This is a genomic window from Anoxybacillus sp. P3H1B, from assembly GCF_001560855.1.
Classification (GTDB): Bacteria; Bacillota; Bacilli; order Bacillales; family Anoxybacillaceae; genus Anoxybacteroides; species Anoxybacteroides rupiense.
On record NZ_LPUG01000028.1, the window covers coordinates 187,550 to 200,181 of the forward strand.

Consider the following 12,632-nt stretch of genomic DNA (forward strand, 5'->3'; position numbering starts at 1 on the left):
AGTTTCCCAGCATCCATCACCGCTGTTGCAGTTTGCCGTTGTTTCATATACCTCTCTCTATAAGCTTATAACGGATCTTTAGAAAAGAGAAACAATATCTAGTTGGACGCTATATATCCCCATTCAAAAGCACAAAGACTTGTCTCGATCACTCCTCAGCGTGACCGAGAACCGAATAACCAATCACGCGACCTCCATCCCTACTTATTTTGAGGAGAAAATGTTGAGACATCCAATTAGATGGATAGACTTTCGCCATAAAATTTCCCCTGCACGCAAAAATGGAAGCACGCCTTCTTTTTCATGGTACGCTGTTCCATCTCCTGCGTGCAGGGGGGAGAGAAAGGATTCTCTTATTTGCTTACGCTTAAGCTGATGTCCTGTTAACAGAGCTATCATCTTTTTCGCTAGCGTGCAAATACTTTTTATAAACATAAGGAGACGTCATAACAGAAAGCATCGCTCCATAATTCAAGGAAAATCTGACCTCATCTCCTGGACGTAAAGAGCTGCTTTTGGCATCGAGAATGATATGATCGCTGCTGGAACCGAGTATCTCAACAGGCGTTACAGGAGTCAGTCCGCTTACTAGTACATCTTGCCGCCCGATTCCTACAATCGCGCGGCGGATCATGCCCCTGTCCTTAAATGATACGGTTTCTCCAAACGCGTTTCTTCCTCTGTCTCCAAACGGTACCGACGGTTTCCATTTCGACTCAATGACCTCTGCCACTAAGCAAAAGGCATCTTGATATAACCCTGGAATAGGCGACCCATGAACCGTTTCTCGTCCTAAAAAAATAGATTCTCCAAGCCGAATGTGATTCATCATGCCGACATCTTTCGTATTCTTAAACCACTGGTAGTTAGCAGAATTTCCTCCCGAAACATATGGAAGCAATAATGAAAATTGTTTTTGGATGGTTTTCACCAAATCCGAAAATTCCTTCATTTTCTGTTCCGTTGGAATGATTCCGCCAAAACAAGCAAAATTAGTGCCAAGACCAGCCATTCGGATTCCCGGAAGCGGTAAAACTTGACGAATAAAGTCTGGGACATCCTCAGGCATAATTCCTTCACGTAAATCTCCCATTTCTACCATTAGAATCACAGAATGCACCTTATGCTGCTTTACCGCTTCTGCTGAAAGGGCCCGAATGACCTCAATCTCGGTATTCATGCTCATATCGGCAAATTGAACCACTTGTTCGATCTCACTCAACGCAGGAGTTCGGATCAGCATGAATGTCGCGTTCAATTGAGCCATTCTCATTCTTTTGAGATTGACGATTTTCGTATCCGCCAAGCTGGTTATTCCGCTTTCAATAAGCGTCTTGGCAATCTCCAGACTGGCTCCGACTCCTTTGACCACTCCGGTAATTTGAATTCCTTTTTCTCCATATAGCTTTTTTAAAACTTGAGCATTGTGTTTGATTTTTCTAAGATCGATTTCCACTCTTGGGGCGATTTCCTTCATCATATCGCCACCCCAGATTGAGCCTTATTTTGCAATGATGGGAAATATTCAATGATTCGATCGACTACTTTATCAGGACCTATTTTTAAAACATCTGTCACGGGCAGATGGAACTTCTGCTCATACTCTCTTATCGTCCTTGTCAATTCTTGATCCGACATTCCTTCGTGGTTCAAAGTGATGGCAATGACCTTTGTTTGGCCGAAATGTTCGATTAAATCTATTTCACTTTGGACAGTCGGCATTTTCATAAACGGAAAATCCCCTAGCGTTTTTCGTTTGGGAGGATGCTGCAAAATCACAGCTTTAGGTCTTGCTCCCTTTAAAACTCCCGCTGAACTGACATAGGCAGGATGGCTTAATGCTCCCTGTCCTTCGACAATCATTATATCGGGTTTTTCATTTTCATAGGCTCTCACAATCTCGCGCTCCAGTTCGCCAATCATATATTGCAATGGAAACGCATCCATAGCAAACCCATAGGAAGCTCCTTGAATCAGCCCTGTTTGTCCGGTTGCGATAAAAGCGGTTCGGTAGCCGCGTTTCTGCAATGCCCTGTCAAGGATCATGGCCGTGGTTCGTTTTCCACATGCCCCATCCGTTCCCAACACGGCAATAATCGGTGTCGGTATTTGCAATATTTGTCCTGTAAATAGTGTCCACTCTTTTTTTGGTTTCGGCTTGCGAATGTCACGGATTTCCACGCCGCATCGGCTGGCGATACGCATCATTTCTTCATCTTCTGTAAGAAACTCCTGAAGCGGGTTGATGATATTCATTCCGGCTTCCATCGCTTGAATAATGACTCTTCGTTCTCCTTCTTTTAGGAAAGCATCAGCAGGGGCAATACCGAGGATGAAGTAGCTTGGCTTTTGCTTAGACACCGCGATGGCCTCTTGAAGGTTTTTGCAAATCGGAATCCCATTCCTTTTGCCATCCAAAAACTCTCCTGAATCCCTTCCTGTTTTTGTGCTGTCAATCACCGCTGTAATGTCATACAAGCCTGAGCTGCGGATTAATCCATTGGCCGTTTTTCCATCCATGGAGCCAAATTGATTTTCACAATAAACAATGGCGTACTTCTTCATACAGAATCCCTCCATCTTCTCATGTGAAATCAATTTTTTCCATAAAAAAGAACACCTTACCAGCTTCCTGAAGTCATGTAATCATCCATTCCTTTAGGAAGAAAGATGTCCTTCATCAAAACGGTCTTATGGCTGGTGAGGTATTTTCGCGTGGAAGAAGTTTCTTAATTAAGATTATAAATCATTTCAATGAAAAATGTGAACTATTTTGCTCTTTTCTAGCTGTTTCGTCGCTGACTCGCATGTACCCGTTTCGCTTGGTATTTCATTGCTTGATATAACCAAGCGAATTCTATGATCACGGAAAACAAGATCATGATGTTGAGTGTGATTTATTAGGATACCGTGCACGAATGGGCGCACGATATCCTGTTTATGCCTGACGCATATATACACGGACCGTGATAGGTGCAAAGATGGCTACGATGACTGCGGCGCCGATGAGGGAAACGGCGAAATCCCAGCCAATGGTTCCAGCGTTAATTAAATTGCGAACAGCGGTAATAATATGTGAGATCGGATTGATCTTCGCAAACCATTGGAGCCAATCAGGCATTGTCTTGACTGGCACAAAAGCATTAGAAAGAAAAGTAAGAGGAAACAGCACAAGCATCGAGATTCCTTGTACGCTTGAAGCCGTACGGGCAATAACGCCAAAAAAAGCGAAGATCCAGCTGATTGCCCAAGAACACACAATGACAAAAACCGCGGCGATGACGACAGAACCTAGTCCCCCTTCTGGACGATAGCCCATGATATACCCCATCACAAAGGTAAGAACGGTCGCAATGGTATAGCGGATGGTGTCGGCTAAAAGAGCGCCCGCAAGTGGAGCAATACGGGCAATAGGCAGTGATTTAAAACGGTCAAACACGCCCTTGTCCATATCTTCGCGCAATTGAACCCCCGTCACAATCGATGTCCCGATCACGGTCTGCACAAGAATACCTGGAATGATAATCGGCAAATAGCTTTGCACATTTCCCGCAATCGCTCCGCCAAAAATGTAGGTAAACATTAACGTAAAGATGATGGGCTGGAGCGTGACATCAAATAATTGCTCCGGTGTGCGCCGGATCTTCAAGACACCCCGATAGGCCATCGTCAACGAGTTGCGTACCGTCTGGCCAAAGCTTAATCTGCTTTTTAGTTGACGCTTAGCCATGAGCTCGCTAGCAGAATGTCTCATATCCCCACCTCCGTTGTTTCGTTAGATGTCGCAAAAATGTCCCCGTCTTCCTTCACCCCATGTCCAGTAATGGTGAGAAAGACCTCATCAAGCGTTGGTTTCTGAACACTTAACTCAGCTAAATGGATTCCGGCCTCGCGAAGAGCGATCAGCAAATCCGTCACTCGGTCGGCGTCTGCCATCGGCGCCGTAATTTTTCCCGTTTCCAATGACACATTGGCTCGGACCTTCAGCACCCCTTCAACGGTCTGACAAGCCTTCTCGATATCCGTTTCCTGCTGAATTTTCAACTGTAGCGACGAACTGCCGACGGACGCTTTCAGCTCATCTGCTGTTCCCTCAGCAACCACTCGACCGCGGTCAATGACGGCAATTCGGTCAGCTAGCTCATCAGCCTCTTGCAAATACTGGGTTGTTAAAAGGACGGTTGAGCCTTGCTTTACTAAGCGACGAATCGTCTCCCACATTTGATTGCGTGTGCGCGGATCCAGTCCTGTAGTCGGTTCATCTAAGAAAATAAGTGGCGGCTGGGCAATCAAGCTTGCGGCTAAATCGAGACGGCGCCGCATCCCTCCGGAGAAATGCTTCAACGGGCGTTTCGCCGCTTCGGTCAAGCCGAACTCCTCCAGCAGCTCTGCCGCTTTACGACGCGCCTCTGTGCGGCTTAATCCCAGCAGACGAGAAAAAATCACTAAATTTTCGATCGCGCTGAGCGATTCATCCACCGATGCATACTGGCCTGTCACTCCAATCAACTGTCGCACAATTTGCGGTTCCTTCACCACATCATAGCCAAAAATGCGCGCTGATCCTTCATCCGGCCGCAACAAGGTCGCCAGCATTCGGACGGTCGTGGTCTTCCCCGCTCCATTCGGCCCAAGTACGCCGTAAATCGTACCCGCACGCACATTGAGATGAACTCCATCAACCGCTCGTTTATCGCCAAAAACTTTAACAAGTCCGTGCGCTTCAATAGCCCAATGACCATTGTCTGACACTGTTCGCTGGATATGTCCCATTTCATTTCCTCCTCTACAACTGAGTACATGACTGATGGTAACACACGTTTATGAACAGAATATGAACAATGAATGACTAATAATGAGCTTGTACATACCCATACGGGAAAAATGCTCTCCGCCAAAGCGTCCGTCCGTTTGTATTGCTTATGGGAGCAGCTAATTTATGTCGCGTTAGCAAACGGCAAGAAACATTCTCCATGTATAAAGATGGAATGAGTCATCTTTTAGAAAGTCTGTTCCTAAAATGATCAAAAGGATCAGGGGGCTTTTCCCTGATCCTTTTGATGCTGATTATGAAACTTGTTCGCCGCTTTTTTCTTTGACCGGAATTACCATTCTTTCTTTGCCCATCAAAACAATGGATATAAATGCTAATAGGATGGGCACTAATGTCCATTTAAAAGTGGTAGCAACAGAATTGGCCATCGCATCCGCAATTTTATGAAGGATGTCTGGCGGTATTTTTGCTTGAACATCCGCTGATAATAAAGTGTTTGAATCCAATTTTCCAGCAAATCCGCTCATATGGCCGAACACATCTTTTAAATCACCTTTTAATATATGGTTTTGGATCGTGCCAAAAATGGTCACTCCAATGGTCATTCCTAATGTTCTAAAAAACGTATTTGTCGATGTCGCAATTCCCCGTTTTTGCGGTTCGATCTTATGCTGTGTTGCCATACTTAACAAAGAGAAGGAGCAGCCCATGCCAAGGCCGGCTATAATCATAAAAATCGTCACAGTGGAGCGGGCCGTATTGACATCTAATGTGCTTAATAGAAACATGCCCATAAAAAATAAAACAACAGAAACAAGCATAATGCTACGATAGCTGAACCATCTCACAGATCGGCCCGCCACTTGGCTTCCCACCACTGAGCCAAGCATCATCGGAATTAAAATAATCCCCGAGTTAGTGGCCGTTCCTCCGTATACAGACTGAACAAAAAGAGGAATTAAGACCGTTGTAATAATAAAGGCGGCCCCATAAAAAAATGCCACGGCTTGTGTTGCTGCAAAGAGCTGTCTTTTGAATAAGCTGAATGAAATGATCGGCTCTGATACTTTCCGTTCAATCAAGATAAAGGATACGAAAAGGACAGCAAAAATCAAAAATAGAGAAATAATTTGGACAGAATTCCAATCATACTCTTTCCCGCCAAGCTCTAACGCAAACATCAAGCTGACAACGGAACCAACTAAAGTAAGGGCCCCAAACCAATCAACTTTAAGTTTTTTCAGCTGAAGCGTTTCTTTATAAAACTGAGCAATCAAAAATAAAGATAAAATCCCTAAAGGCAAGTTAATATAAAAAATCCAGCGCCAATTAATTTGATCGGTAATATATGCGCCTAATAACGGACCAATGACGCTAGATAAACCAAACACAGCGCCAAATAATCCTGTCATTTTTCCCCGTTTTTCCGGAGGGAAAATATCGAAAATAATGGTGAAGGCAATCGGCATTAATGAGCCTCCGCCAACTCCCTGAATGGCCCGATAAATGCTTAATTGCACAATGCTCTGTGCGGCTCCGCAAAGAGCCGAACCGATAACAAAAATAGTCAGGCCTAATAAATAGAACCGTTTCCGGCCATACATGTCTGATAATTTCCCAAAAATCGGCATACTAGCCATCGTCGCTACGAGATATGCCGAAGTCACCCAAATAAATTGATCTAGCCCATTAAGCTCCCCTACAATGGTTGGCATTGAAGCGGATACAATCGTATTATCCATTGAAGCCATTAATATTCCTAATAATAGACCGACTACAACGAATCCAACTTTGCTTTCTTGCAAGTTCATAGACATTCCCCTTTTATTTATGATCTGTTAATTTTTTCTCCTCTTTTGGAAACAAGGCATTTCATTAAGATGGAGTAACATATCTAAAATCAAACGCAACTCTTCTTCACTATACTGTTGAAATAGACGCGAAAGAGAATCGTGTAAAGGCTTAAACAATTCCCTTATTTCCCCATCTCGGTCAGACAAAGGCTGGATAATTACGCGTCTGCGATCTTGAGGGTCTGGCACTCGTTTCACAAGCTCCGCTTTTTCAAGCCGGTCGATAACCCCAGTAATAGCCCCCGTTGTAAGGTTCGTTAGCTGGGCCAGTTGTCCCGCAGTAATGGGGCCCGTCTGATTGAGCAGCTCCCTGCACTTTAAATCTGTCGCATTTAAATGAAGCTTAGCGGCAACTCCTTCATTATATATAACAAGAGCAGCGCTAAATTTCCTCCATTCCTGAATAAGTAAAGGAATGAAATCGTTATTGGCTGATGGCTGCTCTGACATGTCACTCCCTCCTTTACGATGTTACTAGTGAATTATTTCACTATTTAAATACTTATCACCTAATTATCTTAATGAATAAGAGAATTATATAGATGAGACAGTAAGAATGTCAAACGTAATGGGAAACTAGCGGCACATTCTACAAAATGCTCAGACCAAGTTTAGAGCGCCATCTGATAAGGCTTATTATCATGGAAAACCCATGATAATATCGATTCAGCTGTTGCCTTTATGATGTATCAATTGTAAACGAAACAGTATTTATAAAAACCCACGGCCGGAAAGCAAGACGTATAATTTGATCTATGGGAGCCATCTGTTTCAGCATAAATTTCATGCAACAAAAATCCAGGGAGTGGATAGAGTCCCTGGACAGCTTTATCCATATTAAAGAATTATTGGGCTGATCTATTATTCATGGGCAGTTTGCGAATGTTCCCCAGGAAATCTTCTCTTGTTATTACCGCTGGGGAGCCTGTGAAAACCGATGAACTTTATCAAAGCTCTACTATCACATTAAGCGGCGAAATGCCCTCATTGATCATTTCACTCCCCCGTCCATGTTCATTTGATATGGATCATATCGGTTAAATACTTGAGCTTTGTGTTGGCGCCATAGCTTCCCTCTATTTTTGAAGTTCCGTTCCTCCACAGCTTTTATTTAAAATTTTTGAATACGCAAATAGGAAGTGTATAATGAAAGGAACAACCGCGAGTGATTGAGGTGGGATAAATGAACCTACAACAGTTGCGTTATTTTCTGGCTGCGGCCAAGTTTAAGAGCTTCTCGAAAGCCGCAGAGGCCATGTATGTCTCGCAACCGGCATTAAGCAAGCAAATCGCCTTGCTGGAAAACCAACTGCAAATCACCTTGTTCGAGCGAACGTCAAATGGGGTACAGTTGACACACAAAGGGGAGCAATTGTATCAACAATTGGCTCCCTTGGTTAACCAATTAGATGCCATTTTAAGAGCGTTTACAGAACCGGAGGAAATCCGTCTGGGCGTACTCCCAAGCATTGGGACATACTATCTTCCGGAATTGGTTTCTCGTTTGCCATTTTTGCGCCTGATCCCAATTGTGAAAAACACGAGTGCGGAGCTGGTAGAATTGATAGAAGCGGGAGAAGCGGATGCCGCCATTATTCAAGATCGTCCTCAGTCAGGCACGATGCGCCAAACACGATTATTTGAAGAAACGTATCTGGCCGCCGTTCCAATCGGGCATCCGCTTTCTCAACAAACGGAGATTCGTTTAAGCGATTTCAACCAAACAAACGTCATCTTGCAACAAACAGCTTGTGACAGCAGAGATTACTTTGAACTGGAGTTTCGTAAGTTAGGGCTAAAACCGGAAATCACATTAGTCCATGGCCTATTTGAATCGTTATTGGCATATGCCGTGAGCATGGAGGGAATCGCGTTTATTCCCAAAATGATGGCTGCCAGTGTCACCCATCATCAAATCGTCTATAAACCGATTGAAAACCAGTATTTCAAGCGCACGATTCACTTGCTTGCTCGATCCAATGATATCTTTAATCGACTAATGGAGGCGTTATCCACGCTACCCTTTATCTCAAGTGAAGCACCCCCGCAATGGTCTTAACGGATCTTCCACCGATACGAATGACTGGTGCAGGGGTGGATGGTTCAATCTCAGCGAATAATGTTCCCGGACGACTGACTGCATCCCCTTGACCGATCGTCAGTTGATGGCTGCGGTTTGGTTCTAGGATGCCTTCCAAGTAGAGGTATCCTGCCAACGCCCCATTCGCAGCGCCCGTAACAGGATCTTCCTCAATTCCTACCGCAGGAGCAAAATCACGGGTATAGAGGTCGTATCCCTCTTTCGCATCAAAAGTGAAGAGGTGCGTGGTACTTATCCCACTGGCCCGATTGGCTGCATCGAGATCGTCGAGTTGTGGTTGTGCTGCATTAATCGCTGCCCGCGATTTGACGGGAATGAGCAGATGCCAGTTTCCCGCAAACGCTTCCCGAATAGGATAGCGATCATCTACTTCTTCAACAGGGATCCCCACCATTCTCGCTGCTTCGTTCATACTTAGTTTTGTGTCACGCACCTTTGGCGTAACCAACGTCATCGTGACAGCTTCCAATTTTCCGTCCTGCTTTGCCCATTCAACCGGTACGGGTCCATTGTTCGTTTCGAAGACGACTTTATCCGCTTTATCTGCCCAACCGTATTCAGTAGCCAGAATCCAAGCGGATGCTACAGTTGCGTGACCACAAAAATCAATTTCTGTAGTTGGGGTGAAATACCACACGCGAAAATCTGCTGCTCCCTCCTCGGTTCGAAATAGAAAGGCTGTCTCCGATAAATTCAGTTCCCGAGCGATGTTTTGCATCGTTTGATCATCCAATCCGACTTCATCAATAACTACACCGGCAGGATTCCCTCCGAATTGTTCGCTCGTAAACGAATCCACGTGGTATACAGGAATTTGCTTCATGGAAATCATGCTCCCTTCTAATCGTGTTCACTTGTCATCATACCGCATTTAGTATACCCACATGAAATACATCTTTGTTATCGAGTGATAACCAGAGGTTATACCCTGCTTTCCTATCTAAGCCGTTCTTTTTTTGCTTTATCGCTATTTATGATACGGTCCTCCACGATTAATCCGGAACGCGCGGTAAATTTGTTCAAGAAGAATAAGCCGCATCAGCTGGTGCGGGAAGGTCATTTTTGAAAAAGAAAGTGATTCATTGGCCCGCTTCATTACCTTTTCACTTAATCCGAGCGAGCCTCCAATTACGAAAGCGATTTTGCTCGTACCATAGGTGGCTAGCTTATCTAAATGGATGGCAAATTCTTCAGATGACTTCATCTTCCCATCAATCGCCAAAGCAATGACGTGCATATCATCTGAGATTTTGGCTAAAATCCGCTCACCTTCCTTCTCTTTGATTTGCTTCATTTCTTGGTCGCTTAAATTCTCCGGCGCTTTTTCATCAGCGACTTCAATGATTTCCATTTTCGCATACCCAGACAGCCTTTTCACATATTCTTCAATACCTTGCTTTAAATATTTTTCTTTTAATTTCCCTACCGATAAAACCGTTATATTCACAAGTCATCCCCACTTTATAAACATACTATCAACAAAATTTATCCACATATACACAGCATCTATCCACATATTGTGCAGAAACATTAGTTCCCCACTATATATACGGCTTGACGAGAACAATATTCGCATATTCCATCATACTTATCCACAGGTAAAGGATAAATTTCTGGCGCTTTTTCATGATTATCCACATACACATCGATGGCCAGCTCCATATGTTCTTCACAACACATAATCATCGTTCTCTCCCCTTTATCCACTTGTGGACAAAGAAAACAGGAGCGTCCTATTCCGCTCCTTGTTTTCTTTGGGCCTGCTTGATAGATTCTTTCCCCTTAAAGCGATTCTTTCGTAAGCTTCATGGTCACAGTTTCCTTTTTCCCATTGCGATAAAAGGTCACTTTCATGTTATCGCCAATGGCTTTTTTCGTATACAGGTACTTTCTAAGGTCAAGTACGTCGCTCACCTTTTGATCATCTAATGCAATGATGACATCAAATTGTCTAAGTCCTGCACGATCTGCCGGAGACCCTGGTCTTACTTGAATAATCGCTACTCCTTCAGTAATATCAGGCGGCAAATGCAGCGTTTCTTGTAAATGGTAGGACGAAATATCACTTAGCGAACGAAGCTCGACTCCCATATAAGGGCGGCGCACTTGTCCATATTGTTCTAAATCCGCGATAATAGGGCGGGCAAAATTAATCGGGATCGCAAAGCCGATTCCTTCAACTTCTTCTTGGGCAATTTTCATTGAATTAATGCCGATCACTTGCCCTTCAATATTAACAAGGGCTCCGCCGCTGTTTCCAGGATTAATGGCAGCGTCTGTTTGTAATACTTCCGCATTCCAATCCGGCAATCCATCTTGATCCAAGTCCACTTCGATGGTCCGGTTTTTTCCTGAGATGATCCCTTCGGTAACAGATCCTGCAAATTGCAGGCCGAGCGGATTCCCAATCGCTATTACTGGTTCTCCTAGCGTCACGGCATCAGAATTTCCAAACTCAGCTACATTCCCAACCTTTTGGGCATTGATTTCAAGAACGGCTAAATCTGTTAATGCATCGGTGCCTAACAGTTTCGCTGGCACCCGCGTCCCGTCTTTTAAGCTCACTTCCAATTGGCTGGCGCCTTCGACAACATGATTATTTGTAACAACGAAGGCTTTTCCATCCGCTTTTTTGTAAATGACGCCTGAGCCTGTACCAGCTTCACCACCTTCAGACCAAAAGCTGGCTTCTTGAATGTTTACGACGCCGACCACCGCATCAGATGCCTTATCAATCGCTTTTGTCACTTGAGAAGTAACATTGACGGAGACGTTTTTTTGAACCGTTGGATAATGGCCCGGTTCCCCCGTTTGTTCTTCTCCTTGCTTTGGTGTTACATTATACGGGAGTACATCCCACCTTGATAGCGCAGGAATCGAAAAGGTCACCAACAATGCTCCTAAAATCGCACCAACCAGTCCGGAAAAAAATGCACCTCTGCGGTTGCCTTTCCGCTTTTGACGATACTCCCCATAATGATCATCATAATATCCCACGTGCGACTCACCAATCCTTTCCATTCAAAGGTCGTGCCTCTTTCTATTATACTGCCCGCTTTTAACAAAAATCCATTTTCAATGGCAATAGTCCATCCTTTGCAAAATCAATGTTAAACATACACCAGCTTGGTTGGCACTTTCGGGTCCGTATCGCAAATTTCAAACTGTTGTCCGACCCCAAATCCCCGATTTTCTAATGTTTGTTCAACTGTCATTCGAGCGAGTTCTTTCATGTTATTATCTTGGCTTAAATGGGCCAAATAAATTCTCTTTGTTTGATCGCCAATGACATCGGTCAAGGCCAGTGCCGCATCTTCATTAGACACGTGTCCGACATCGCTCAAAATGCGTCGTTTAATGCTCCAAGGATAGCGCCCCATCCGAAGCATTTCGACATCATGGTTACTTTCAAACACAAAGACATCGGCATGTTGAATCGTTCCTTTCATTCGATCGCTCACATATCCTGTATCAGTAATTAACGCGAGCTTCTTGCCATCATGATGGAACACATAAAACATCGGCTCTGCTGCATCGTGGGATACTCCAAATGACTCGACATCTAAATCACCAAACGAACGGACATCCCCTAATGGAAAGATAAATTTTTGTTCTGTCGGAATGTCACCTATTAACCCTTCCATGGCCCTCCATGTTTTTTCATTGGCATAAATCGGTAGCTGATATTTTCTCGCCATGATTCCTAGTCCTTTAATATGATCACTATGTTCATGCGTGACCAAAATCGCGGTCAAATTTTGCGGAGAACGTTCGATTTGCTTAAAGAGCTCCTCCATTTGTTTACCGCTAAGTCCCGCATCTACAAGTAAGCGCTGCTTTTCTGTTTCAATATAAAAAGCATTTCCTGTACTGCCGCTTGCCAGGACGCTAAACTGCATCATCT

12 protein-coding genes are annotated in these 12,632 nt (G+C 44.2%); 1 reads left to right on the forward strand and 11 read right to left on the reverse strand.

What is annotated here, in order from left to right; genetic code table 11:
• Nucleotides 1–367: 367 nt before the first annotated feature.
• From AT864_RS16190 to AT864_RS16215, 6 genes are all read right to left on the reverse strand, one after another.
• On the reverse strand, nt 368–1,480 hold the full coding sequence (locus AT864_RS16190) for an alanine/ornithine racemase family PLP-dependent enzyme (protein ID WP_197431032.1): 1,113 nt from the start codon (nt 1,478–1,480) through the stop codon (nt 368–370).
• Nucleotides 1,477–2,565: a DUF1611 domain-containing protein gene (locus AT864_RS16195; RefSeq protein ID WP_066150768.1), complete on the reverse strand. Its 1,089-nt coding sequence runs from the start codon at nt 2,563–2,565 to the stop codon at nt 1,477–1,479. Before AT864_RS16195 ends, AT864_RS16190 begins: the two co-directional genes overlap by 4 nt.
• A 373-nt stretch (nt 2,566–2,938) precedes the next feature.
• The gene (locus AT864_RS16200) at nt 2,939–3,754 is read right to left on the reverse strand and encodes an ABC transporter permease (RefSeq protein ID WP_066150771.1); all 816 of its coding nucleotides are present in this window, start codon (nt 3,752–3,754) and stop codon (nt 2,939–2,941) included.
• Nucleotides 3,751–4,773, reverse strand: a complete 1,023-nt coding sequence (locus AT864_RS16205) for an ATP-binding cassette domain-containing protein (protein WP_066150775.1) — start codon at nt 4,771–4,773, stop codon at nt 3,751–3,753. Before AT864_RS16205 ends, AT864_RS16200 begins: the two co-directional genes overlap by 4 nt.
• Before the next feature lie 294 nt (nt 4,774–5,067).
• The gene (locus tag AT864_RS16210) at nt 5,068–6,585 is read right to left on the reverse strand and encodes an MDR family MFS transporter (protein ID WP_369815660.1); all 1,518 of its coding nucleotides are present in this window, start codon (nt 6,583–6,585) and stop codon (nt 5,068–5,070) included.
• Between the two features lie 27 nt (nt 6,586–6,612).
• Complete coding sequence (locus AT864_RS16215; protein ID WP_044745170.1) at nt 6,613–7,077, reverse strand: MarR family winged helix-turn-helix transcriptional regulator; 465 nt, start codon at nt 7,075–7,077, stop codon at nt 6,613–6,615.
• A gap of 733 nt (nt 7,078–7,810) precedes the next feature.
• Between AT864_RS16215 and AT864_RS16220 the strand changes: the two genes are divergently transcribed.
• Complete coding sequence (locus tag AT864_RS16220; protein ID WP_066150780.1) at nt 7,811–8,686, forward strand: LysR family transcriptional regulator; 876 nt, start codon at nt 7,811–7,813, stop codon at nt 8,684–8,686.
• On the opposite strand, the gene AT864_RS16225 is transcribed toward AT864_RS16220, so the two are convergent.
• The 5 genes from AT864_RS16225 to AT864_RS16240 all read right to left on the reverse strand — a co-directional run bounded on the left by AT864_RS16225 (nt 8,652) and on the right by AT864_RS16240 (nt 12,627).
• Nucleotides 8,652–9,551, reverse strand: a complete 900-nt coding sequence (locus AT864_RS16225; RefSeq protein ID WP_066150783.1) for a PhzF family phenazine biosynthesis protein — start codon at nt 9,549–9,551, stop codon at nt 8,652–8,654. The two genes, AT864_RS16220 and AT864_RS16225, sit on opposite strands and share 35 nt — an antisense overlap.
• A gap of 144 nt (nt 9,552–9,695) precedes the next feature.
• Entirely contained in the window at nt 9,696–10,175 is a 480-nt protein-coding gene (gene rlmH / locus AT864_RS16230; RefSeq protein ID WP_066150786.1) for a 23S rRNA (pseudouridine(1915)-N(3))-methyltransferase RlmH, read from the reverse strand.
• An 83-nt stretch (nt 10,176–10,258) separates the two neighbouring features.
• Nucleotides 10,259–10,414: a CxxH/CxxC protein gene (locus AT864_RS17760; RefSeq protein ID WP_082741719.1), complete on the reverse strand. Its 156-nt coding sequence runs from the start codon at nt 10,412–10,414 to the stop codon at nt 10,259–10,261.
• A gap of 96 nt (nt 10,415–10,510) precedes the next feature.
• Entirely contained in the window at nt 10,511–11,725 is a 1,215-nt protein-coding gene (locus AT864_RS16235; RefSeq protein ID WP_066150864.1) for a S1C family serine protease, read from the reverse strand.
• A gap of 113 nt (nt 11,726–11,838) precedes the next feature.
• On the reverse strand, nt 11,839–12,627 hold the full coding sequence (locus AT864_RS16240; RefSeq protein WP_044745204.1) for an MBL fold metallo-hydrolase: 789 nt from the start codon (nt 12,625–12,627) through the stop codon (nt 11,839–11,841).
• Nucleotides 12,628–12,632: the final 5 nt, after the last annotated feature.